The sequence below is a fragment of the Nonomuraea sp. NPDC049141 genome (assembly GCF_040648415.1).
Classification (GTDB): Bacteria; Actinomycetota; Actinomycetes; order Streptosporangiales; family Streptosporangiaceae; genus Nonomuraea.
Genome location: NZ_JBEZDR010000015.1, coordinates 57,011 through 80,892, shown reverse-complemented (window position 1 = coordinate 80,892; position 23,882 = coordinate 57,011). Strand labels below are relative to the sequence as shown.

The 23,882-nt window shown below is 69.9% G+C and carries 20 protein-coding genes; 7 read left to right on the top strand and 13 right to left on the bottom strand.

Features of this window, described 5'->3' with window-relative positions; genetic code table 11:
* Positions 1–7 precede the first annotated feature (7 nt).
* Entirely contained in the window at positions 8–1,258 is a 1,251-nt protein-coding gene (locus tag AB0B91_RS38850) for a sugar ABC transporter substrate-binding protein (RefSeq protein WP_358330855.1), read from the bottom strand.
* Positions 1,259–1,432: 174 nt separating this feature from the next.
* On the opposite strand from AB0B91_RS38850, the gene AB0B91_RS38845 reads away from it, so the two are divergent.
* Positions 1,433–2,194: an FCD domain-containing protein gene (locus AB0B91_RS38845; RefSeq protein WP_358330852.1), complete on the top strand. Its 762-nt coding sequence runs from the start codon at positions 1,433–1,435 to the stop codon at positions 2,192–2,194.
* Between the two features lie 293 nt (positions 2,195–2,487).
* On the opposite strand, the gene lexA is transcribed toward AB0B91_RS38845, so the two are convergent.
* Together lexA and AB0B91_RS38835 are read right to left on the bottom strand one after the other, a co-directional pair.
* A complete protein-coding gene (lexA, locus tag AB0B91_RS38840) occupies positions 2,488–3,195 on the bottom strand; it encodes a transcriptional repressor LexA (RefSeq protein WP_358330849.1) in 708 nt (235 codons plus the stop codon).
* 28 nt (positions 3,196–3,223) lie between these two features.
* Entirely contained in the window at positions 3,224–3,478 is a 255-nt protein-coding gene (locus AB0B91_RS38835) for a hypothetical protein (RefSeq protein WP_214635600.1), read from the bottom strand.
* A gap of 1,522 nt (positions 3,479–5,000) precedes the next feature.
* Here AB0B91_RS38835 and AB0B91_RS38830 point away from each other — a divergent pair.
* The 4 genes from AB0B91_RS38830 to AB0B91_RS38815 all read left to right on the top strand — a co-directional run bounded on the left by AB0B91_RS38830 (position 5,001) and on the right by AB0B91_RS38815 (position 9,868).
* Positions 5,001–5,270: a LysM peptidoglycan-binding domain-containing protein gene (locus AB0B91_RS38830; protein WP_358330846.1), complete on the top strand. Its 270-nt coding sequence runs from the start codon at positions 5,001–5,003 to the stop codon at positions 5,268–5,270.
* Positions 5,271–6,000: 730 nt separating this feature from the next.
* Positions 6,001–6,456 carry a transcriptional regulator NrdR gene (gene nrdR / locus AB0B91_RS38825; protein WP_214636146.1) on the top strand — a complete coding sequence of 152 codons (456 nt, stop codon included), beginning with the start codon at positions 6,001–6,003 and terminating at the stop codon, positions 6,454–6,456.
* The gene (locus AB0B91_RS38820) at positions 6,453–9,275 is read left to right on the top strand and encodes a vitamin B12-dependent ribonucleotide reductase (protein WP_358330843.1); all 2,823 of its coding nucleotides are present in this window, start codon (positions 6,453–6,455) and stop codon (positions 9,273–9,275) included. Before nrdR ends, AB0B91_RS38820 begins: the two co-directional genes overlap by 4 nt.
* 458 nt (positions 9,276–9,733) lie before the next feature.
* The gene (locus tag AB0B91_RS38815) at positions 9,734–9,868 is read left to right on the top strand and encodes a hypothetical protein (protein WP_358330841.1); all 135 of its coding nucleotides are present in this window, start codon (positions 9,734–9,736) and stop codon (positions 9,866–9,868) included.
* A 63-nt stretch (positions 9,869–9,931) separates the two neighbouring features.
* Here the strand turns inward: AB0B91_RS38815 and AB0B91_RS38810 are convergent, their stop codons facing one another.
* The 3 genes from AB0B91_RS38810 to AB0B91_RS38800 all read right to left on the bottom strand — a co-directional run bounded on the left by AB0B91_RS38810 (position 9,932) and on the right by AB0B91_RS38800 (position 13,567).
* Positions 9,932–11,383 (bottom strand): MFS transporter, encoded by a 1,452-nt coding sequence (locus tag AB0B91_RS38810; protein WP_358330838.1) that lies wholly within the window; start codon positions 11,381–11,383, stop codon positions 9,932–9,934.
* Between the two features lie 199 nt (positions 11,384–11,582).
* Positions 11,583–12,080: a methylated-DNA--[protein]-cysteine S-methyltransferase gene (locus tag AB0B91_RS38805; protein WP_358330835.1), complete on the bottom strand. Its 498-nt coding sequence runs from the start codon at positions 12,078–12,080 to the stop codon at positions 11,583–11,585.
* Positions 12,077–13,567, bottom strand: a complete 1,491-nt coding sequence (locus AB0B91_RS38800) for an AlkA N-terminal domain-containing protein (RefSeq protein ID WP_358330832.1) — start codon at positions 13,565–13,567, stop codon at positions 12,077–12,079. Before AB0B91_RS38800 ends, AB0B91_RS38805 begins: the two co-directional genes overlap by 4 nt.
* A 132-nt stretch (positions 13,568–13,699) precedes the next feature.
* Here AB0B91_RS38800 and AB0B91_RS38795 point away from each other — a divergent pair, with 132 nt between their 5' ends.
* Entirely contained in the window at positions 13,700–15,091 is a 1,392-nt protein-coding gene (locus tag AB0B91_RS38795) for a DHA2 family efflux MFS transporter permease subunit (RefSeq protein WP_358330829.1), read from the top strand.
* 63 nt (positions 15,092–15,154) lie between these two features.
* Entirely contained in the window at positions 15,155–15,634 is a 480-nt protein-coding gene (locus AB0B91_RS38790; RefSeq protein ID WP_358330827.1) for a cupin domain-containing protein, read from the top strand.
* Positions 15,635–15,666: 32 nt separating this feature from the next.
* On the opposite strand, the gene AB0B91_RS38785 is transcribed toward AB0B91_RS38790, so the two are convergent.
* The 7 genes from AB0B91_RS38785 to AB0B91_RS38755 form a co-directional block, all read right to left on the bottom strand.
* Complete coding sequence (locus AB0B91_RS38785; RefSeq protein WP_358330825.1) at positions 15,667–16,029, bottom strand: nuclear transport factor 2 family protein; 363 nt, start codon at positions 16,027–16,029, stop codon at positions 15,667–15,669.
* Between the two features lie 56 nt (positions 16,030–16,085).
* A complete protein-coding gene (locus tag AB0B91_RS38780; RefSeq protein WP_358330823.1) occupies positions 16,086–18,770 on the bottom strand; it encodes a LuxR C-terminal-related transcriptional regulator in 2,685 nt (894 codons plus the stop codon).
* Complete coding sequence (locus tag AB0B91_RS38775; RefSeq protein ID WP_358330821.1) at positions 18,763–18,891, bottom strand: hypothetical protein; 129 nt, start codon at positions 18,889–18,891, stop codon at positions 18,763–18,765. Before AB0B91_RS38775 ends, AB0B91_RS38780 begins: the two co-directional genes overlap by 8 nt.
* 139 nt (positions 18,892–19,030) lie before the next feature.
* Positions 19,031–19,651 carry a GAF domain-containing protein gene (locus AB0B91_RS38770; RefSeq protein WP_358330819.1) on the bottom strand — a complete coding sequence of 207 codons (621 nt, stop codon included), beginning with the start codon at positions 19,649–19,651 and terminating at the stop codon, positions 19,031–19,033.
* Complete coding sequence (locus AB0B91_RS38765) at positions 19,641–20,513, bottom strand: S8 family serine peptidase (RefSeq protein ID WP_358330816.1); 873 nt, start codon at positions 20,511–20,513, stop codon at positions 19,641–19,643. Before AB0B91_RS38765 ends, AB0B91_RS38770 begins: the two co-directional genes overlap by 11 nt.
* A complete protein-coding gene (locus AB0B91_RS38760) occupies positions 20,510–23,524 on the bottom strand; it encodes an AAA family ATPase (RefSeq protein WP_358330813.1) in 3,015 nt (1,004 codons plus the stop codon). Before AB0B91_RS38760 ends, AB0B91_RS38765 begins: the two co-directional genes overlap by 4 nt.
* Positions 23,521–23,721, bottom strand: a complete 201-nt coding sequence (locus AB0B91_RS38755) for an aroma-sacti cluster domain-containing protein (protein WP_214635615.1) — start codon at positions 23,719–23,721, stop codon at positions 23,521–23,523. The genes AB0B91_RS38760 and AB0B91_RS38755 overlap by 4 nt, the downstream gene beginning before the upstream one ends.
* Positions 23,722–23,882 lie beyond the last annotated feature (161 nt).

The following is a 23,882-nucleotide window of genomic DNA, read 5'->3' as shown; positions in this document are numbered from 1 at the left end:
GTGCCGCTTACTTGGCCTCGTCGTCCAGGAACTTCTGGAACGCGGCGTTGGCCGTGTCGGCGGCCGCGGCGGCGTCCTTGCCGGTGATCGCGTCGACGATCGGCTGGCCCACGATCTCTCGGGACTCGGCGACCTTCACGACCCGCGGCCGGTCATGACCCACCCCGTCCTTGGTGCTGGCCGCGATGGCCGCCACCATGTCCTTCGGGAAGGTCGAGGTGCCCTCCGGATTGGTCCAGACGGAGCTGCGGGCGCCCGGCACGCCGGACTTCTGCTGGGCGAGCGTCTGCGCCTTGCTGGTGGCCCACTCGATGAACTTCCAGGCGTTGCCCGTGTTCTCCGAGTTGGAGTTGATGCCCAGTGCCCACGCCGGGATGTTGTACGGCTTGGAACCGCTCGGCCCGGCCGGGAACGGCGCGAAGCCGACCTTGTCCGAGACCTTGGATTTGGCCGGGTCGGTGGCGTTCTTGTAGAGCGAGTTGGCCTCGGTGTAGAAGGCAGCCTTGCCCTGGGTGAAGATGGCCATCGCCTCGGACCAGCTCATGTCGGTGCTGACGTTCGCCGGGCCGGAGTCCTTGATCAGCCCGCCGTAGTAGGCGTACGCCTGCTTGGCCGCTTCGCTGTTGACCGCGGCCTTGCCGCTGCCGTCGACGAAGTCGCCGCCGAAGCTGTACAGGAAGCTGGAGAACTGGGTGACCGCCGCCGACTTGCCGGTACGGGCGACGAAACCGGCGACGTCCGGCTCGGCCGCCTTGATCTTGGCGGCGGCGGCCTTGAGCTCGTCGAGGGTCTTCGGCGGGGCGCTCAGGCCGGCCTTGCCGAGCAGGTCCTTGCGGTAGTAGAGGACCTCCTGCTCGGTGATGATCGGGACGCCGACCGGCTTGCCCTCGTACGTGGTGGCCTCCACCGGGCCGGCCTGGAAGTCGCCGAAGTCCCAGTCCTTGTTGGCCTTCACCTGCTCCGACAGGTCGGCCAGGTACTTGTTCTTGGCGAAGAGCCTGCCCTCCTGAAGAGGGCGGTACATCATCACGTCGATGTCGGACGAGCCGGCGTTCAGCTTGACGTTGTACTGGTCGGAGAGCTGGTCCTCGCCGAGCTGGGTGATCTCGGCCTTGAGCCCGGTCTGCTTCTCGAACTCGGGCAGGGCCTGCTTGATGTTCTCGGTCCACACGTGGTTGGTCAGCGTGATGCGGACCGTCTTGGACGCGCCGCTGTCGCCGCCACCGCCACAGGCGGTCAGGCCCATGGCGGCAACCATGGCCAGAGATGTACCGAATATCGATCGACGTAGCACGTCATTCCACCTTTCTGTCATGGCCGCCATCCCCCGCGAAGAGCGCCACACTCTCTTAACATCTGCTTAATGACGGGATGCTAGGCCCAAAAAGCAGACTTATTCAAGAGTCAGGCTTCAACTGATATGCTCTTTCCCGTGAATCAGTCCGCCCCGGGGACCGCCCCCGCTCGGCCCGCCCCTGCGGAGGCCGGGTTGCACGCACGCGTCCTCGACCACCTCGGCACCGCCATATGCAGCGGCGACGTGGCCGCTGGTTCGGTCCTGAGCATCGAAGACCTGGTCGATCGCTACCAGGTCTCCCGCTCGGTGATCCGCGAGGTGCTGCGGGTGCTCGCGTCCATGGGGCTCATCGAGACCCGGCGCCGGGTCGGGATCATGATCCAGCCCCCCGGGGTCTGGAGCGTCTTCGATCCGCAGGTGATCCGCTGGCGGCTCGCCTCAGCCGGGCGGATGGCGCAGATGCGCTCGCTCACCGAGCTGCGGACCGCTATCGAGCCGTACGCCGCCTGGCTGGCCGCCGAGCGGGTCGACGACGACGAGGCGAGCGAGTTGGTCGGGCTCGCGGCCAAGATGTGGGCCGCCGGGAAGGCCGGCGACGTGGCCCGCTTCGTCGACCTGGACATCGAGTTCCACCGGCGGGTGCTGGTCGCTTCCGGCAACGAGATGTTCGCGAAACTGCAACTGATCGTCACCGAGGTGCTCGCCGGCCGGCACCACCACCACCTGATGCCTCATCATCCGGACGAGCACGCGCTGCAGCTGCACACCGACGTGGCCCAGGCGATCCAGCGCCGCGACGGAGAGCGGGCCCGGGAGGCCATGGTGGAGACCCTGGAACAGGGGTATGCCGAGATGAAGTCGCTGTGGGAGCGGACCGCCGAGCCCGTCGACGCCTGACCGGTTGGACAAGCCGGCACCGGCCGCCGGCGCTGCTGCGGGCCGAGGAGGATTCCGCCGCGGCGGTCGCGAACATCGACGAGCGGCGGCAACAATCCAACGGCCGCCGTCCCAGCCGTCCCAGCCGTATCGCTGGCTCGGGCGAGCTTCTCGGGGTGGGAATTCCGGCAACTCGACACGGACAGAGGGCATGGCAGGCGTGTTGCCTGCCATGCCCTCTGTCGTATGCGTACGGTGCTGCTGGCGTATGGCAGGCCCGTCACCCTGCCGTACGCCTGAAATATCCGCAGGTGCTAGAGGCGGCGGAGGACCGCCACGACCTTGCCCAGGACGCTGGCCTCGTCGCCGGGGATCGGGTCGTAGTTGGAGTTGTGCGGCACCAGCCAGACGTGGCCGTCCTTGCGCTTGAACGTCTTCACCGTGGCCTCGCCATCGATCATGGCCGCCACGATGTCGCCGCTCTCCGCGACCGGCTGCTGGCGTACGACGACCCAGTCGCCGTCGGCGATGGCGGCCTCGATCATCGAGTCACCCGCGACCTGCAGGAGGAAGAGGGTGCCTTCACCCACCAACTGCTTGGGCAGGGCGAAGACGTCTTCGACGCTCTCCTCGGCGAGGATCGGACCACCGGCGGCGATCCGGCCGACCAGCGGCACGTAGGCGGCCGTGGGCCTGCTCACCGGAGAGTCGGTTTCGGCGGCGTCGGGGTCGACCCAGAGCACGGGCTCGCCGGGCAGGCGCACCTCGAGCGCGCGCGGCCGGTGCGGGTCACGTCTCAGGTAGCCCTTGCGCTGCAACGCCGTCAACTGGTGCGACACGCTGGACGTGCTGGTCAGTTGTACGGCCTCGCCGATTTCGCGCATGGACGGCGGGTATCCGCGCTGTTGGACCGAGTCGCGAATCACCTCGAGGATCTTGCGTTGCCTGGGCGTCAGGCCCAGGGAGTCACGCCGACGCACCGCGAGGTCACTGACCCCGTTGGTGTCATCCCGATCGCTCATGATCTGCCTCCTCGCCCGGCGGCCCGCCTCACCGGCGAATCTCCCGGTCCGTGGTCTTCGTGTCGCACACAGCGACCGTATCGCTGTTGAAGATCATCTTCAAACAATTGTTCGAGTCTTCCTCGAAATTGTTGGCAGCGTGGTGTACAACATCGTACGGGAGTTCGATCGACACCGTGTTCGATTTGCCGATCTTTATTGGGTCTTTTTTTCGGGCCGGGACGGCGGGGAGGTCAAACATGCGAGCGACCACCATCACAGATGCCACCAGCGAAGACGTCAAGCGCCTCACCCTTCTGGCAGACGCCACCCGGAGACCGGCGCCGCGGGCCGGAAAAGCGGGTGCGGACCAGGGGGACGGCCGCCGGGGTGGCGATTCCGCCGGCCGGCCAAGTTTCGAACATACGAATGTCAGTGACCGCTCCGGCGGCCGAGAGCCGGAGCCTGCCGCTCTTCGGCCCTCGGGTCGGGGGTTCGCAGGTGCGGGGCTGTCAGATTCAGGACCCACTAGCTCGGGGTCTGCCGATGCGGGGCCGTCAGCTCTCGGGCCCACTGGTTCGGAACCCGCTGGTTCGGGGTCCGTCGGTCCAGAGTCCGCCAGACCGGGATCTGTCGGTCCTCTGCCCGCTCGTCTGAGGTCCGCTGGTTCGAGGTCCGTCGGTCCAGGATCCGCAAGTATGAGATCCGCCGGTCCTGAGGGTGAAGGCCGGCTTGGGGGCGAGGGTGGCGCCCGTTCCGGAAGCGGGGATGGGGGGCGTCTCCGGAGCGGGGGCGGCCGTCCTCGCGAAATCGGCGATGCAGGGCGTTCCGGCAGTGAGGGTGGGGGCGGAGGGCGTTCCGGTAGCGAGGGTAGGGGACACCCTGAACGTGGGGGCGGAGGTCATCCCGAATACGGCAGCGGAGGCCGTCCCAGGGGAGGCGGCGGGCGTGCCGGGGGCGGATCTGTTGGCGGAGGGCCCGTCCGCCGTCGGGCTTCGGCACAGGGAAGGCCGCTCCTGCGGCTCGTGCCCGCGCCGCGCCCTGACGCCGACGACACGCCGCCGCCTGGCGAAGGTGTACGGCCTATGGGCGCAACCGAGCGCTCAGCAGAGCCCGGGCGCTCAGCGGAACTTGATCGCTCAGCTGATCTCGGACGTTCAGCGGAGGCTGGGCGGTCGGCGGAGTCCGGGCTCTCAGCAGGACTTGGTCGCTCAGCTGATCTCGGACGTTCAGCGGAGGCTGGGCGGTCGGCGGAGTCCGGGCTCTCAGCAGGACTTGGTCGCTCAGCGGACCTCGGACGTTCAGCGGGGGCTGGGCGGTCGGCGGAGTCCGGGCGCTCGGCAGGACTTGGTCGCTCAGCGGTCCCCAGACGCACAACGGAGGCTGGGCGATCGGCCGAGGCTGGGAACTCGTCGCTTCGTGCGCGGGATAGCCACGTGGAGGCGCTGCTGCGTGAAGGAGCGGAGGATCCGTCCCGCGAGGCGGCAGTCCGGTCCAAGGGGCGGTCGCGCGGGGCGGGGGGCCGTTACGGTGCGCGGTCTCGGGGTGCGGGTGGGCGTGTTGGTGGTCGGGGCCGTGAAGTGGCTGGTCGTTCCGGTGGTCGGGGTCGCGAGGTGGCTGGTCGTTCCAGTGGCCAGGCCCGTGAAGCGGCTGGTCGTTCCGGTGGTCGGGCCCGTGAGGTGCCGGGCTCGTACGCGCGCCGCCCCCGGCGCAAGGGCGGCCTGCCCGCAGATCGGACCCGTCTGTCCAGGAGGCGTGCCGGTGCCCCGAGGCGCAATCCCCCCGTACGGCTCACGCGGAGGGGGCGGGCCGTGCTGGTGATGGCCATGGCTCTGCTCTCCCTGGGCGGGTTCTGGCTCGGCACCCGCGCGGTCAGCCTGGCGAACGTGGCGCCCGCCGTACCGAGTCACGCGGGTCTGCCCTGGGTGACCGTCCACGAGGGGGACACGCTCTGGACGATCGCCGACGCGGTGGCTCCCGAGGAGAACGACCCCGGAGCGGTCGTGACCGAGATCAAGCGGCTGAACGGCCTGTCCGACTCGCTCATCCGCCCCGGCACCCGCCTGTACGTCCCGAGCGCCCGCGCCTTACCGTAAGCCGGGAAACGAGCGCTGAGCGGCAAACACGGACAGAGAACCGCTTCGGCCGCCTTCCTGATGGCCGGGCCGACCTGGACGGTCTGGTTGGCGGGGCCACGGTGTCCGCGGGCGGCCACCGGGGTGCCTACGGGCGGCCACCGCGGTGCCTACGGGCGGCCGTCGGCGGAGGCGTACGTCGCGGCGAAGCCGGGTCGCCTCCCGGCGATCGCCGGCGGTCCGGGCTCGCCGCCGTCCAAGCGTGCGGCCCCTTGTCGGGTGGGCCGGCTGCGGCGTCGGCGAGTCGGGAGCCCGTATCGCACCCCCCGAAGCGCCGTGCCGGTACAGGCCCGGAAATGGTCTGTCCCCAACCGAAACCCCGGCGACGAGTGCGGACAGATGTGCCGTACGAGATGCCTGTGAGCTGTGTTCACCCACGTGAGACGGGCGAACCAAGGTGACGCGCGAGCCCAGGAACACGCCCTCCCGGCCCGGTGTTGACGACGACACGCCCGGGTCGGACTAAGGTGGCTGCGCTGATCAGCGACTTCGGCGAGAAGGCCGCGCCCAACTTGCGTTCATGGTCGCTCGCTTCTACGGTTGGACCACAACATCTAGTAGTTACACCGATGTAGTTCACCACAAATTGTGTTTCCGTGACCGCACCATGCCGAGCCGTGGTGCGTGCGCGAGCGTACGCCGACGAGCGCTTTACGCCTGTGGTGGCCACGTGGTCGAGGAGGGCGAAAGCGTGCATTGTCCGTTCTGTCGTCATCCCGACACGAGGGTCATCGACAGCCGCTCGACAGAGGACGGCGCGGCCATTCGGCGCCGCCGTACCTGTCCGGAATGCGGGCGCCGATTCACCACGCAGGAGACCGTACTGCTGATGGTGAGCAAGCGCAGCGGAGTGACGGAGCCGTTCTCGCGCGACAAGGTCGTCGCGGGAGTGCGAAGGGCCTGCCAGGGCAGGCCGGTGAGCGAGGATTCGCTGGCCCAGTTGGGGCAGCGTGTTGAGGAGGCCATCCGGGCCAAGGGTGCCGCCGAGCTCCCCTCCAACGAGGTGGGGTTGGCGATCCTGGGCCCGTTGCGGGAGTTGGACGAGGTGGCCTACCTGCGGTTCGCATCGGTATATCGCGGTTTCGAGAGCCTGGCGGACTTCGAAGCCGAGATCGAACAGTTGAAGGCGGAGAAGGGGGAGTCATGACGGAGACGGCCAGCGGTTCAGTCACGCGCGGAGGTAAGCGTCCGCGTAAGGGGCTCAAGATGAAGCGGATCTTCACTAAGCCCGGTGTGCACCCCTATGACGACATCAAGTGGGAGCGCCGCGACGTCGTCATGACCAATTGGCGCGACGGCTCGATCAACTTCGAGCAGCGGGGTGTCGAGTTCCCCGAGTTCTGGTCGGTCAACGCCGCCAACATCGTCACGACCAAATACTTCCGTGGCGCCGTGGGCACGCCGCAGCGCGAGTGGAGCCTCAAGCAGCTGGTCGACCGGGTCGTCGGCGTCTACACGAAGACCGCGGTCGAGCACGGCTACTTCGCCACCGACGAGGACGCCGAGATCTTCGACCATGAGTTGAAGCACGCGTTGACGCACCAGGTGTTCGCGTTCAACTCGCCGGTCTGGTTCAACGTGGGCACCGCGAGCCCGCAGCAGGTGAGCGCCTGCTTCATCTTGGCCGTGGACGACACGATGGAGTCGATCCTCGACTGGTACAAGGAAGAGGGTGTGATCTTCAAGGGCGGTTCGGGCTCGGGGGTCAACCTGTCCCGCATCCGCTCCTCGAAGGAGCTCCTCTCCAGCGGCGGCACTGCCAGCGGCCCGGTCTCGTTCATGCGCGGCGCCGACGCGAGCGCGGGCACCATCAAGTCCGGCGGCGCCACCCGCCGGGCGGCCAAGATGGTCGTGCTCGACGTCGACCACCCCGACATCGTGGAGTTCGTAGAGACCAAGGCTCGCGAGGAGGACAAGGTCCGCGCGCTGCGCGACGCCGGGTTCGACATGGACCTGGGCGGCAAGGACATCGTCTCGGTCCAGTACCAGAACGCCAACAACTCGGTGCGTGTCTCCGAGGAGTTCATGCACGCGGTGGAGAAGGGTGACGACTTCGCCCTGCGTGGCCGCCTGACCGGCGAGGTGATCGAGAAGGTCGACGCGCGGGACCTGTTCCGCAAGATGGCCAAGGCCGCCTGGGAGTGCGCCGACCCCGGCGTCCAGTACGACGACACGATCAACGACTGGCACACCACCCCCGAGACCGGGCGCATCACCGCCAGCAACCCGTGCAGCGAGTACGTCCACCTCGACAACTCCTCCTGCAACCTGGCCAGCATCAACCTGCTGAAGTTCCTGAAGGACGACGACACCTTCGACGTCGCCAACTTCGTCAAGCTGACCGAGCTGATCATCACGGCCATGGACGTGTCGATCACGTTCGCCGACTTCCCGACCGAGAAGATCGGGGAGACCACCCGCGCCTACCGCCAGCTCGGCATCGGCTACGCGAACCTGGGCGCGCTGCTCATGGCCACCGGCCACGCGTACGACTCCGACGGCGGCCGCGCGGTCGCCGGGGCGATCACGTCGCTGATGACCGGTGTGTCCTACCGGCGCAGCGCCGAGCTGGCCGGGGTCGTCGGCCCGTACGACGGCTATGCCCGCAACGCCGAGCCGCACAAGCGGGTCATGCGCAAGCACGCCGCCGCCAACGACGACCTGCGCACGGTCGGCACGACGGACGCCAAGATCCACGCCGAGGCGTCCCGCCAGTGGTCGGAGTGCCTCAAGCTCGGCGAGAAGTACGGCTACCGCAACGCCCAGGCCAGCCTGCTCGCGCCCACGGGCACCATCGGCCTGATGATGGACTGCGACACCACCGGCATCGAGCCGGACCTGGCGCTGGTCAAGTTCAAGAAGCTGGTCGGCGGCGGCTCCATGCAGATCGTCAACCAGACGATCCCGCGCGCGCTCCGGCAGCTCAACTACCAGCAGGAGCAGATCGAGGCCATCGTCGAGTACATCGCCGAGCACGGCCACGTCGTCGACGCCCCCGGCCTGCGCAGGGAGCACTACGAGGTGTTCGACTGCGCGATGGGTGAGCGGGCCATCGCCCCGATGGGCCACGTCCGCATGATGGCCGCCGCGCAGCCGTTCCTGTCGGGCGCGATCTCCAAGACGGTCAACCTGCCGGAGTCGGCCACGATCGACGACATCGAGCAGGTCTACCTGGAGGGCTGGAAGCTCGGCCTCAAGGCGCTGGCGGTCTACCGCGACAACTGCAAGGTCGGCCAGCCGCTGTCGGCCGGCGGCACGAAGAAGGATGCCGAGAGGGTCGACAAGGCGGCCGAGGTCGCCGAGCCGGAGGTCCGGGTCATCGAGGTCAACCGGCCCACCAGGCGCCGGATGCCCAACCAGCGGCCGAGCATGACCACCCGCTTCACGGTCGGCGGCGCCAAGGGCTACATGACCGCCTCGTCCTACCCCGACGACGGGCTCGGCGAGGTCTTCCTGAAGATGTCCAAGCAGGGTTCGACGCTGGCGGGCGTCATGGACGCCTTCTCGGTGGCGATCTCGATAGGGCTCCAGTACGGCGTGCCGCTCGAGACGTACATGAGCAAGTTCGTCAACATGCGCTTCGAGCCCGCCGGGATGACGGACGACCCCGATATCCGGATGGCCACCTCGGTGATGGACTACATCTTCCGCCGCCTGGCCCTCGACCACCTGCCCTACGACGAGCGGGCGGCGCTGGGCATCTTCTCGGCGGCCGAGCGCGCCGCGCAGCAGCGTGGCGAGGACCCGGCCGCGCAGCAGGAGACGGTGGACCGTGAGGCGCTGGCCCAGTCGGCGCCGATCGAGGCGAAGCCCGAGCAGGAGCCGGTGCGGGAGCAGCTCACGCTGGAGAACCACCAGCGCATCACCGCCGACGCGCCGCTCTGCATGACCTGCGGCACCAAGATGCGCCCGGCGGGCAGCTGCTACGTCTGCGAGGGCTGCGGTTCGACCAGCGGCTGCAGCTAGTTTTGGGCCAGCAAATGCGACACTCGGCTTGATCGGCTAAGGCCCATGGTGCCTGTTTGAGGAGGGGACCCGGACATCGTTCCGGGCCCCCTCCTATTCGGTGGGCTGGCATTGCCCGACGGGACTGGAGCGCCTGCCTCGCCGCGCGATGCTATGGTCCGGCCGTGAATCAACAGCGATCAACGGGACCGACCGGCTTCAAGTAGCGCGCCAGGAAATACCTGGCGGTGCTACTCAGGGAGCCTCATGGGTCAATGCCACGACCGATGGCCGTCTCGCCGCCAAGGCTCTCGATGATCTCGAAGTTCATCCCGCGAGACACCGTCGCAACTCCAGCTGGCAGTGTTGATCACGGGCTACCGCACCTATCGAACAAGTGCTCTGCCTCAGTATCCGCGCCCGCTGTTGTCGCGGTTCCGCGCAACCGATGGCCCTCGGTTCAAAAGAGGGAGGCTCCGATGGCGCCTCTTTCGAAGCTGAGCGCCGTACCCGGTGAGGTCGGCGGTGGAGCCGACGACGCGGTGGGAGGTCCGAACTCGCGATGCCACGTACTCCGCCCGGCCGTACACGCCATCACCCAACGCGCGCCCTGAGGCCGTCCGCAGGCGGCGTGCCGGGACGGGAATCGCCGGCGGGGATGGGTCGGAGGGGCGGGTTCATTTGGTGCGGGCCGCGGCTTCGGGGCGGAAGAAGGCGGCCACCAGGGCCGCGATCACGAGGCTCGCGACCGCGGCTGCGAGCACTGCCCGGTGCATGCCGTCAAGGGTGTCGCCGATGGTCGCCGCCACGCCGTTGGCCGTGTGGGTGCCGAAGGCCGCGACGGCGGCCAGCACCGGAGTACCGAGGGTGAGGGCGATCTGCTGGCTCATCGTGCTCAGGCCGGTGGCCAGACCCTGCTCTTCGTCGGGCAGGCCGGAGGTGGCGATGACCGTGTAGGAGACGAGGCCCATGGCGTGACCGAAGAAGGCGACCGCGACGGCGGTGAGGACGAGGTAGATTCCGGCGTCGCCCTCGTCCACGGTGAGCAGCGCCAGGATGCCGAGGCCCTGAACCGTCAGGGCGGTGACGAGGGTCCGCTTGCTGCCGATCGCGCCGATCACGCGAGGAGCGAGGAGGCCGCCCACGATGGCCGCGATGCTGGATCCGCCGAACGCGAGGCCCGCGGTGAGCGGTTTGTAGCCGAGTACGTCCTGGAGATAGAGCGTCATCTGGAAGACCACCGCACTGGGCATGCTGATGACGAAGAGCCCGGCGCAGTTGCCCCAGCGCACGGTGGGCCGTTTGAGCACGCTGACCGGCGCCAGCGGGTTGGAGCTGCGCAGTTCGATGAACCAGAAGGCCACCATCAGCACCACGGCCAGAACCAGGCAGCCGATGACGGCGGGGTCGCCCCAGCCGCTCTGCTCGGTCGCGGAGATGCCGTAGACCAGGCTCAGCAGAGCGCCGGTGACCGTGACCGCGCCGGGAACATCGAGCCGGCTGCGGGTCCGGACGCTGGTGTCGCTCAGAACGCGCGACCCGAGAGCGAGGATGAGGACGACGACCGGCAGGTTGATCAGAAATGCCCAGCGCCAGCTCAGCAGTTCGGTCAGGACGCCGCCGAGCACCGAGCCCAGCGCGAAGCCACCCGTGAGCAGGGTTCCGTTGAGCCCGAGGGCGCGTCGGCGTAGCGGGCCTTCGGGGAACGACGTGGTCAGCAGCGACATCGCGGCGGGCGTCGCCAGCGCGGTGGCGAGCCCTTGTCCGATGCGGCCCGCCAGGAGCATGCTCGGTGACTGGGCGAGGCCGCCGACCAGCGACGTCACGCCGAGGACGAGTATGCCCACCAGGAAGAGGTTGCGCCGGCCGAAGAGATCGGCGACGCGGCCGAACAGCAGCGTGAAGCCCGCTGCCGGCAGCATGAATCCGGTGACGATCCACTGCAGGTTGCTCAGCCCGAAGCCGAGCTCGGATCCGATGGTGGGCACGGCGATGTTGAGGACCGAAAAATCGACCGCGAGCATGAACTGGGCACCGAGCAGAAGGCTCAGGATCAGACGGTGCCGGGACGTCATCCGATCGTCGGCGGGCCTGTCCCGCGCCCCGGTGATGGCATCGAGTTCGGTCATTGCTTCCCTCTCGTCCGGTGACTGTCGCGTCCGACCTCACGGCCGGCCGTCGGCGTGCGATCGAGCCGACAGGAGAGGAACACCGGCGAGCGGGAGGCGGTTGCACCACCGCCTCACGACCAGCAGATTCGGGTGCGGCGACGGGACAGCGAGGTCAGGCGGGCGGGCATGTCGCGTTCCCCGCCCGGTGCCGACCGGTTCAAAAGAGGGAGGCCCCGCTGACCCCTTCCTCGAAGCCGAGGAGATACTGCTTCGTCGCCAGGCCGCCGCCGTACCCGGTGAGGTTGCCGGTGGAGCCGATGACGCGGTGGCAGGGAACGATGATGCCGATCGGGTTCTTGCCGTTGGCCAGGCCCACGGCACGGGCCGCTGTCGGCTGGCCGATCCGGTCGGCCAGCTCACCGTAGGTGATCGTCTCGCCGTAGGGGATGTCCCGCAGTGCGGCCCAGACCCGTTGCTGGAATGGGGTTCCGGCGAAGACCATGGGCAGCTCGAAGACCGTTCGCCGGCCGTCGAAGTACGCCTGCAACTGGTTGGCGACTTCGGTGAAGGGTGCCGGGTCGGGTTCGCCGAAGGTCTCCTCCGGAGGTCGGTGTCGCTGGCCTCGCATAAAGAGGCCGGCGAGGGTTCCGTTGTCCGCGACGAGGGTGAGCGGGCCGACAGGGCTGTCCACCACCGTGTGCGTCCTGTGGGTCATGGTGTGTTCTTTCGCGAGTCGGTGGGCAGGTGATTGATGGGGTGGTCGCCGGTGGCCCACAGGTACTGAACGGCGTACGCGCGCCATGGCCGCCACGCCGCGGCGCGGCGGGTGAGCGCGGCGGGGGTGGCGGGTAGCCCGAGTTCGCGGGCGGCCACGCGGATGCCGAGATCCGTGGGGACGAAGGCGTCCGGGTCGCCGAGGGCGCGCATCGCGATGGTCTCGACGGTCCAGGGCCCGAGTCCCGGCAAGGCCGAGAGCTGTGCCCGCGCCCGGTGCCAGTCGCCTCCGACGCTGAGGTCGATCTCGTTGGCGGCCAGAGCGGTGATCAGCCCGGTGAGCGTGGTGCGGCGGGCCTGGGGGAGGGCGAGCGCCGCCGGGTCCAGGCCGGCCAGCGCGAACGGATCGGGGAACAGGTGGGTGAGGCCTCCGGCGGGGTCGGTGATCGGCTCACCGTGGGCGGTGACCAGCCGGGCGGCGTGGGTACGGGCGGCCGCGGTGGACACCTGCTGCCCGAGCACCGCCCGTACCGCGAACTCGAACGCGTCGACGGTACGGGGCACCCGGCGGCCGGGGTCCTTGTCCACGACGGGAGCCAGCACCGGGTCCCCGCGCAGCAGATCGTCGACGGCGACCGGGTCGGCGTCGAGATCGAGGAGACGCCGGCACCGGCTGATCGCGGTGGACAGGTCCCGCAGGTCGGTGAGGGACAGCTGACAGGCGATGTGGTCGGGTTGCGGGCGCAGGGTGGCGATGCCCTGGCCGTGGGGCAGCCGCAGGGTACGGCGATAAGCGCCGTCGCGCCACTCCTCCACCCCTGGTACGGCGGTGGCCGCGAGGTGGCCGAACAGGTTGCCGGGGCACAGCGGAGCCCGGAACGGCAGCCGCAGCGACAGCACCCCGGGGGTGTCGGCCGGGCGTCCACGGGCGACGCGATCCCGGAGCTGGGTCGGCGTCAGGGCGAAGACCTCCCGCACGGTCTCGTTGAACGTGCGGATGCTGGCGAACCCGGCCGCGAAGGCGACGTCGCCCATCGGCAGGGCCGTGGTCTCGATCAGCAGCCGGGCGGTCTGGGCCCGCTGCGCCCGCGCGAGTGCGAGCGGTCCCGCTCCGAGCTCGGCGAGCAGTTGCCGTTCGATCTGCCGGGTGCTGTAGCCGAGCTGTGCCGCCAGGCCGGGCACGCCGTCGCGGTCGACGACGCCGTCAGCGATCATGCGCATCGTCCGCGCCACCACATCGGCGCGTTGGTTCCACTCGGGGGAGCCCGGGCTGGCGTCGGGACGGCAGCGCTTGCACGCCCGGAACCCGGCCTGCTGCGCCGCGGCGGCGCTGGGATAGAAGCGCATGTTCTCCACCTTGGGCGGCACCACCGGGCAGCTCGGTCTGCAGTAGATCCCGGTGGTGATCACCGCCCCGAAGAACCAGCCGTCGAACCGGGCGTCCTTGGATCGGACCGCCCGAATGCACTGCTCCACGTCGTCATGCACCCTGCCAGCATCGCCTGGGGCAGACCATCGGGGCTGGCGGAAATCCGACATGACCATGATGTCGGTCCAGCGCGGCGGTGTCGTCGCAAACCTGCCAGACCACGATGACCGCCCGCTGCTGGACTGCTTGCCATGAGCATCTCTCGTTCCAAGGCGGAACCCTTTATCAGGCTCCCTCTGTTGCTGGCCTGCGGAGGTTCCTTCCTGGCGTTCCTCGATGTGACGATCACCAACCTCGCGGTGCCCGCCTTGGCGGTCGACTTCGGCGGAGTCGAGCTGACGTCACTGTCATGGGTGGTAACCCTCTATACGATCATTTTTGCCGCTTTGCTGGCCCCGGCCGGGCGGATGGCCGATGCGCTCGGGCGCCGCCGCCTGTACGCCGTGGGGGTCGCGGTGTTCACGGTCGCGTCACTGCTGGCGGCGCTCGCGCCGACGTTCGGGCTGTTGCTGGTGGCGCGCGGAGCGCAGGCCGTGGGGGCGGCGGCGCTGATGCCCGCGTCGCTGGCGTTCGTGCTGGCCGACACCCCGGTGGCGCGGCGCGCGAGCGCGATCGGCCTCTGGAGCGCCGCCGCCTCGGTCGCGGCGGCCCTGGGACCGGCGCTCGGGGGAGTGCTCGTGGACGCCTTCGGCTGGCGCTCGCTCTTCTTCGTCAACGTTCCCGCAGGGGTCGCCCTCTGGTTGCTCGCCCTGCGCATGCCCGCGGGTGTGACCACCCGTAAGCGTCTGCCCGACGTCATCGGCACCATGCTGCTGACCGGCGGGGTCGCCCTTCTGGTACTCGGGGTCACCCAGGGTCAGAGCTGGGGATGGACGCACGGCCGGACTCTGGCGTGCCTCCTGGGCGCCGTGACGGCAGTCGGCGTCTCACTCGTCCGCTCCTCGCGGCATGCTGAGCCGGCGGTCCAGATCACCCTCTGGCGCGTCCGCGCCTATGCCGGCGCGAACGTCGTCTCGGTGCTCTTCGGCGTCGCACTGTACGCGTCGCTGCTGCTGTGCGTGCTGTTCCTTACCGAGGTGTGGCACTACTCCGAGCTTCAGGCAGGTCTGGCCATGACCCCGGGCGCCATCGCGTCGGCCCTCGTGGGACTCGTCGTCGGCCGCATCGCGCGCCGGCCATCGCCGCGGACCCTGACGGTGATCGGGGCGCTCGCGCTCGCCGCCACCAGCGGGGCGCTCGCGCTGTGGCTGCCCGCGGAGCCGGACTTCCTCGGCGTCTGGCTGCCGGCGGGTCTGATCAGCGGTGCGGGGATGGGCGCTGTGAGCGTCGGTGTCTCCAGCGCGGCGGCCCTGTCGGTGCCGCCGCCGAGCTTCGCCGCGGGCACCGGCTTGAACATCGCGGCTCGCCAGGTGGGAGGCGCGCTTGGCGTCGCCGTTCTGGTGGCCCTGTTCGCCGGACACACTCCCGCCGATGGCGTGTCCGACTTCACCCGCGTCTACCTCGTCTGCGCCGTTGCCAGTCTCGCCGCCGCGGCGGTCGGCACCCGCCTCACCCTCGCGACCACTTCGGGAACAGGAGGCTGATCAAGGACCAGGGTAACTTGTCCGGTACTTGATGAAGATCCGAGACGCGAAGGCAGGACAGCCATGACCTATCCACCGCCGACCTACGACGGTGACGCCGGCGAGCTGAGCGCGACATACCGGCGCCCGGATGCGGTGCCGGAGCTGACCTATCCGAGCGGCAACACGGTGCACTACTTGGCGACCGGTGCGTCGACCAACGGACAGTTCGGGATGTACCGCTGGGAAATGGGACCGGAGCCCAGCGGTCCCGCGGCGCACTTCCATCGGTCGATCTCTGAGTCGTTCTACATCCTGTCCGGCAGCGTGCGCATCTACGACGGGCGGCGCTGGATCGACACGACGCCGGGCGACTTCGTGCACGTCCCGGAGGGTGGCGTACACGCGTTCCGTAACGAATCGGGCGCGCCGGCGTCGATGCTGCTGCACTTCGCGCCGGGCGCGCCACGAGAGGGATACTTCGAGGGGCTGCTCACCCTGGCGGGCAAGAGCGAGGAGGAGAGGGCGGAGTTCTTCCGCGAACACGACACGTATTGGCTGTGACCTGGTACCAACGAGGTACCGTCGCGAACCCGTCAGAACATGCCGTGTGGCACCTCCTCCGGCTCGGGGACCGGCTGGACCACGTCCCAGTGCTCGGCGATCAGGCCGCCCTCGAGCCGCCAGAAGTCCGCGACCGCCAGCCCGCGCCCGCCCTCTCGCGGGATCAGGTGATAGTGCATCACCACGAGATCGCCCTCCGCGACGACCCGCTTGAGCTCAAGGCGCGAGCTGGCCAGGGGAGAGTTCTTGATGAAGTCGATGAAGGCGCGTCTGCCGGACGGGTTGCCCGGGCTGTGCTCGACGAAGTCCTCTCGCAGGAGAGTCTCAAGGACCTCGATGTTGCCGGCGGCGAACTCCGCGAAGCCGGACATGATCAGTTCTTTGCTGTTCGTCATGAGAGAACGCTGACACCGGCCGAGGGGTGGTGTCGATTACATGCCATGTAATGCGGCTAGTTGGGCCGCATTCGGCAGGCATCACCCCGGAGGAGCTCCTGAGCGTGGGGCTCCTCGCCATCCGGCTGGCCCAGCACCTGCGCGAGGGCGTCGCGCCCGGACACCCCGAGCTTGGCGTACACCCGGCCCAGATGGTTGTTGACGGTTCGGAGCGAGAGGCCGAGGCGGTCGGCGACGGCGCGACTGGGCAATCCCGCCGCGGTCAGTTTCGCCACCTGCAGCTCCCGAGGAGTCAACGACACCTCGCTCCCCGTCAGCTCCGTCAGCGGCGTGCGGGCGCCGTCGCACTCGGTCAGCAGCTCACGAGCGAACACGAGCGCGGCCTTCGCCGCCGTACGCCGACGCGCCCCGGCATGCAGCCGATGGGCCGTCGCGGCCGCCTCCGCGGCGGGCAGCAGATGGCCGAGGCGATGCAGCCGCTCGGCCGCCTCTCCTAGCAGGTGGGCGTCGTCCGTGGCGAGCGCGGTGGCCATCGTGGCGAAGGCCGCCGTCGCGGGTGCGGCGGTGTCCCTGGCGACCTGGTGCAGCCTGTCGCACACCTCGTTCGCGGCGCCGAATCGCGCGGCGTCGAACAACGCCAGGGCCTCGAGCATCGGCGCTCCGGCCTTGCCCGCGGTCTTCGCGGCCCTGAGGGCGTGGCCGGCGGCGCTGGAGAGATCGAGCGCCGCGGCGGCGACCCAGGCGCGGTCACGCTCGATCCAGGCGTCGAAGAGCGCACCCCGTGGTGGTGGGCAGCCGTCCATTCGGCTGAGCCACGCATCCGCCTGGACGGTGTCTCCTGCCATCGCGTGCGCGCCGGCCAGCTCGGCCAGGTAGACACCCCGTAATCGCAGCGGGTCGTGCTCGCTGAGTAACACGACCGCCTCGCGCAGCGCCTGCTGTGCCAGCTTCACCCGTCCCTGAGCCTTCGCCACCAGGCCACGCACGATCGCCCACACGCCGACCATGGGTGCCGCCAGCTGCGTCTCGACGGCTTCTCGATACGCGAGCTCCACGGCCTTGGCCGCGGTGGTGAGAGCGCCTGCCAGCAGGAGGGCGAGGCATCTGGCGGCGCCGACCTGGGCCTGGGTCCACGGCGAGGCGATCCGGTGCGCCGAGGCGACCTCCAGACCGGTGGCGCTCGCGCGTTCAATGAGGCGGATGTCTCCCATGAGACCCGCGGCGATCACGACCGCCGTGGCCGCCCGTGCCGTCGCCTCCGCCGGCAGCGGCGGACCCGGCCGGGTGAGCAGCGCCGTACCGATGGAGAGGGATCCCGCGACGTGTCCCTCGATCAGCATCGTCCAGGCTCGCACCGCCTCCGCCGCCCGCTCGCCGGTCGGGTTCCCCTGAGCCGGTGCGGTTTCGTACTGCCAGTATTCGATCTTCTCCCTGAGTATCGCGCGCCGGTCGGCGCGTTCGTCGTTGTCGCATTCCTCTGGCGCCGGGAGCACGTCGGCCGCGTCGACGAAGCGGCCCTGCAGCGCCATCACCTCGGCCAGGGTCAGGTTCGCGTCCACCCCGCCGTCGGCGGCACCGGACGCGGTCGCCAGCCGCTCGGCGACCTCGAGCTCCAACCGTTCGGCGGCGCGTTCCGCGGCGGCCAGCAGTTCCTGCCCGGAGGAGTCGAGGCCCGCGGTGAGCCGCCACATGACCAGGTCGAGTGGGTCGTCCGCGCGACGGCGCGGCGACGCGGCAAGGGACTCGGCCAGCCGGGCCCAGATCGCGTGCGCCTGGGCGCGTGGCATGCGCGCGCGGATGACCTCCCCGTACGCGGGTATCGCGAGTCGCGTCTGGTGTCGCGCTCCGGAGGGTTCGACCATCACCAGCCCCTGCCGTTCGGCCTGCACCACGGCGGAGTGCCCGGTGAGGTCCTCGAGCACGGGCTGGCCGAGCGGCTCCTTGCAGGCGAGCACCTCGAGTACGGCCAGCACGGCCGGATCGTCGACCTGCATCTGCGCCTCGATCAGATCACCGAGCCGGCCGGTGATCCGCAGGTGACCGCCCAGGTGCCAGAGGCCGTCGGTCCGCAGCAGCGCCGATCCCTCCAGGGCGGACTGCGCGAGCTCCCGCAGCACGAGCGGGTTGCCGGCGGACAGGCGACGGAACGTGTGCCGCGTGACGGCGTCCAGCGGGCCGCCCAGGCCGCGTTCGAGCAGCGTGTCCATCTCGCTGTCGCTCAGCGGCCGCAGCTCGACGCGGCGTGCCACCCCTTCCTTCCACAAGGCGGTCATCACGTCGGGCGCCGTCTGCCCCTGCCGTACCGTGAGCAGCACGAAGGTCCTGGTGTGCACGGCGAGCTGGTACACGAGCGCGGCCGAGACGTTGTCGAGCAGATGGGTGTCGTCCACGACGAACACGGGCCGCTTTCCGGTGGGAGCGCTGAACCGTTCCACGAGCTGGCCGAAGATATGCCCCGTGACGGGGCCCGCGACATCCGCGAGGTGCAGCAATGAGCCCAAGGGGATCGCCGCGGCGGCACGGGTCCCGGTCGCCCAGGCCGTCGGGTGGCCCGCCGCGGCCAGCCGGGTGACCGCCTCCTTGGCCAGGCGCGTCCTGCCCACACCCGGTGGTCCCACGATCATCACACCGCCGACGTCCGCCTGCGTCGCCGCTTCCATGACCGTGCGCAGCGCCGCGGCGCGCCCGACGAGTGGCCACAAGTTCCCGGGGCGTGCGTCGTGCGAATGGCTGTCAGCCATGTCGTCCCTTCCGGATGTCGTCACACTGCGACGTCGTGCCCTGACCGGAGATGAGCCGAGCGGCGATCCTCGTGCCGCGTCCCTCCACCTGAAACTCAAGCAGGTCCTTGATCTTCTCCATGTGAAGGGTTCTCCCCTTTGACGCCCTTCAAACAGGCGTGGCCGGAAGGTGACGTGGCGGCGTCCAACCACGCCAACGGCCCCCGCTTGAGGCCTATCAAGGGGGTGGCGTCAGGGTCAATCCTGGAAGGTGCGGCGACCTACGGTGCGAGAAGATCGTCGGCGATGGCGAGCAGGCGTACGGCCGCCGCCTCCGACGACGGGGTCTTCCCCCGCAGTCGCTCGCCGATCCGCCGCAGGAGCACGTGCGGGTCGCCGTCCGGCTCCCGGCCATCGCTCTGTCGTACGCGGAGCAGGAGTTCCAGGGCGCAGGCGGCCTGCGTGGCGAACAGGCCCAGGAGCTCCACGTCGTCCAGATCGCTGCGGGAGGCCGTGCGATCCAGCACCTCCAGGACGCCCACGCATTCCTCGAACCGGATGAGCGGTGCGGCCATGATGGTCCGGGGCACGTAACCGGTGGATTCCGCGGCGTCCTGGGCGAACTGCGTCACGGCCGACACGTCGTCCGCGACCATCGGCTGCCCGCTCGCCGCGACCCAGCCGGCGATCCCGGTTCCCGCTGGAAAGTGGCTCCCGACCAGCTCTTTCTCGCCCGCGCCCGACACGGCTTCGAAGACCAGGTCACCGGTGTCCGGATCCACGAGGAAGATGGACGCGGCGGCGGCCCCGAACATGTGGCGGGCCACCTCGACGATGGACTGCAGCAGCCGGTGTTCGGTGCCGTCGAGGGAGTCGGGAGAGTCGGCGAAGTCAGAGGACATGGGCTTCTCCGTTCTGCGTCGTGGTGTTGTCCGCGGTCAGGTAGAGGACCGTCTTGAGCTGGAACGGCGTCAGCCACGGGTGCTTGCTCAGGATGAGCGCGCAGATGCCGGTGATGTGCGGTGCCGCGAAGCTGTTGCCGGTGCTGCGGACCTCCCGGCCGCCGGGCCAGGCGACCGGCACCCTGACCCCGCGCGCGAGGAACTCCGCGGGTGGCGCCGGGTTGTAGTAGTACGTCATCGGGTCCGCCTCGTCGTGGCTGGCCACCGAGACGACCGAGGAGAACGTCCACGGGAAGCTGAGCACCGGCATGTTGTGCGCCGCGGCGACCAGGAGGCAACGCCGGAAGTACGCGCGGTCGGCGAGCTCGTGCAGGGCTTCCCGCAGGGCCGACTTCGTGCTGGAGAGACTGAGGTTGACCAGGTCGAACCCTTCGTCGATGGCCCAGCGCAGCCCGGCCACGAGGGCGTCGCCGGTGCCGGACTTCCCGTCGGTGAGCGCGCGGACGGAGGTGATCGCCGCTCCGGGGGCGACCGACCTGATCACTCCGGCGCAGGCCGTGCCGTGCCCCGCGGGGTCGGCGGGGGCGCACTCGGCGACGGTCAGCCTGCCCTCGTCCCCGCGGACGACCTCGACCGACCGCTCAAGGCCGCCGATCTTGGGATGGTCTCCCGCCACGCCCGTGTCGACGACGCACACGCGTACCCCGGTGCCGTCGGACCGGCCCCATGCCCACTCTCTGGTCACCTCCGCCAGCGGGCTGATCTGGAAGGACTCCGGGGCCTGCCGGGTGGTGGCCAGCCCCCACGCGGGCACCCCGGGGAAGTGCGCCCGCTGGGCCCGGCGCCAGGGCGGCGTGCTCATGACAGTCCCCTCATCCAGTCACGGACTCGCGCCGCCGGCAGGCTCGCGCCCTTGCTCAGGTACGCGTCGAGCGCGCGGCGGGCCGCTTCGGCCGGGTCGCGTCCGGCGGCCCGCTGGATCCGGGCGATCTCCACAAGGATGTCGCCTTGAAGACAAGGGTCATCGGTCGATTCGAGCAGCGCGGTCGCGCGTTCCGCGGCGCTCATCGCGTCCGTGTGCGCACCGTCGAACGATGCGATCGTGCCTCTCATCGCGATGGCCGTGAGCTCGCCGCGGAGCTGAGGCACCCCCGCCTCGCTCCGCGCCAGCTCCTCCGCCGCCTGCCGGACGTCTCCCCGCCGGAGGGTCTCACGCGCCGCGTAGACCTCCAGGGTGGCGGCGGACGCCCCGTGCCCCGCCGTACGGAGCGCGGCGGCGGCCCGCCCGAACAGGTCCCTCGCGGCCTCGTGGTTCCCGTCCAGGGATTCCACCAGCCCCCGCACCTGGACGACCGCGATCGCCGAGAGGCCGAGGTGCAGATCCGCCGCGTAGTGGCCGGCCGTGTCGAGCGCCTCACGGGCGCCGCCGAGGTCGCCGGAGAGCGCGAGCAGGCGGGCCCTGGTGACGAGCACCGGCACCAGCAGGGCGCGGTCGCCGGCGAACCGGGCCAGCAGACCGGCGCAGAGCGCGAGCCCTTCCCGCACGGGGGTGGAGGACCATTGCACCAGCTCGCACAGCCCGCCGAGCAGCCGGTCCTCCTCGTAGCGGTCGCCCATCGGCCGGGCCCGCTCGAGCCCGTCACGAAGCGCCCGGTCGGCGGCGCCGAAACGGCCGTCCTCTATGTGGATCAGGGCTTGGAGCTGGTGGAACCGGCACCAGCTCAAGTCGTCCCGGGGGTCGAGCGCCAGCCGCCCGCGCAGGGACTCAAGGTCCGGCGCGCGGGCGCCCGAGCGGAGGGCGAGGATCTCCCGCTGGATCACACAGGTGAGCCGGTTCCGCGGGTCTTCCGGCAGCAGTTCCTCCGCGCGGTCCAGGGCCGCGGCCGCCGCGCCGGCCTCCCCCCGTCCCAGCTCCGCGTCGCTGATGCGAACGGCCAGCGATCGATGCTCGTCCCTGCCCGGGGGCAGCATCTCCCGTCCCTGCTCCAGCAGCGCGATCGCGGCGGGCAGGTCTCTGCGGTGCAACGCCTGACCGCCGTCCCTGATGAGCCGGTCCGCGGCCCGGTCGGTCAGCTCGGGCAGCAGCGGATCGCCGGGGCGTACCTGCCGGGTGAGGCGGCAGGCCGCCAGCAGGTGCCGGCTGACGTCTCCGGACGCCGATCCGGCGAAGGGAGCGTCGTCCGAGGCAGCGGCCCGGTCGCCGAACCAGTCGGCCAGCCTTCGGTGCCAGTCCGCGCGCACCTCCTTGCTCGTCAGCGCGTACACGCTCTCCCGGGTGAGGGTCTGGGTGAACTCGTACGATCCCGGGAGCGCACCGCGCCGGATCAGGCGGTCGCGCTGTAACCGCCGCAGCGGAGTCGCCGTCATGGGAGGCTCGCCGTCGAAGAGGGCCTCCAACTGCTCCACTGTGAAGGACTGCCCGATGGTCGCGGCCCGCTCGAGCAGGTGGCGCTCCGCCGCGCCCAGCCGATCCAGCCGGGCCCCGAGCAGCGCCTGGATGGTGGGCGGGAGGGCGACGGCGCCCTCGGCGAGGGTCTCCAACATCAGCTCGGCGAAGAGCGGGTTGCCGTCCGAACCGTGGATCACCCGCTGATACGTGCCGTCGTCGTCGTGGGCGACGACGTCCGCCCGCTCGGCGCGGAGCTCGGCGACGAGCCGGGTCATGTGCGGCGGGCTCATCGGGCCGAGTTCCAGCGACATGGCGCAGGTCATGCCCCCTCCCCAGGAGGGGCGGGCCTCGTAGAGCTCGGGCCGGGCGACGCAGACGAGGAGCACGGGCACGTCGGCGAGCCACGCCGCGCAGTCCTCGATCAGGTCGACCAGGGTCGGCTCGGCCCACTGCAGGTTGTCCAGCACCACCACCAGCGGCCGGTCCCGCGCGAGAACCTCGAAGAGCGACCGTACGGCCTGCGCGATCTCCGCGACCCCGGGAGTGTCCTCGTAGTCCGCGTCACCGAGGCCCGCCAGCCCGCGCAACGCCCGCGCGCCTTCCGTGCCCACGGCCTCGGCGATGGCGGGCCACTCGCCGTTGAGTGCTTCGAGCATCTCCGTGATGGGCCGGTACGTGGCGCCGATGCCGTAGGACGGGCACCGGCCGGTGAGCACGGTCACGTCCTCGGGCAGGTTCGTCAGGAACTCCCTGACGAGTCGGGACTTGCCGATGCCCGGAACGCCGAGCAGAGTCGCCATGCAGCACTGCCGGTCGCGTGCGGCGCGGTCATGGAAGCGCGTCAGCTGGTGCAGCTCCTCGGTCCGGCCGATCAACGGGATCGTGTCGGTCTCCGGCCCGCCGCGATCGGGCTCCACGGCGATGAGCCGCCACGCCCGTACCGGATCTCTCTTGCCCTTAAGCGTGAGCGGGGGGACGCCGTCCAGCAGCGCGTGCTGCCTGACCAGGCGGGCCACGTCGTCCCCCAGGAGGATCTCGCCGGCTCCCGCCGCGGACTGCAGCCGGCTCGCGGTGTTGACCGCGTCACCGATCACCCGCACGTTCGAGCCGGATCCGTCGGCGACCATCACCTCTCCGAAGGCGATGCCGCAGTGGGCGTCCAGCCGGACTCCGTGGGTGGGGGCTATCTCGGCACTGAGCCGGCGCACGGCCGACATCGCCGCGTCCGCGGCGAGGACCGCCCGGAGCGCGTCGTCCTCCCGGCCGGCCGGGACGCCGAACACCGCCATGATCGCGTCGCCTATGTACTTCTCCACCGCGCCGCCGTGCTCGAAGATCTCTGTCCTGCAGGCGGCGTAGTAGCGATCGAGGATCCGCAGGAGCAGTTCGGGGTCGAGACGCTCGGCGAGCTCCGTCGACCCGACGATGTCGATGAACAGGACCACGACGTGACGACGGGTGGGTCGCGGGTCCCTGTCGCTCATACGAGCTTGAGCTCCTGTCCTTCCACCTCGCCGGCGTGGTCGTCCAGACGCTTCTTGATCGAGTTCAGTACGGCGACCTCGGTCGCCGTGAGCTCGGCGAACACCCTTCGCTGCCGCTCATCGAGCAGGTCGATGGGGTGCCCGGCCGCCCGCAGCGTGGCCAGTGCGTCGAACCCGCCCGATCCGGTTCCGTTCATGAACCACAAGCCTGAAACGGCTCATCGGCGATCGCAAGAGCTCCGGACACCCACATTCGTGTGGTCGTAGCTCTGCCAGGTGAAAGGCGGTGAGCCCACGTTTGTGGGGTTGTGTCACCTCCGCATCGCCAGCCGATACTCGACCTGCAACGCATCCCCCC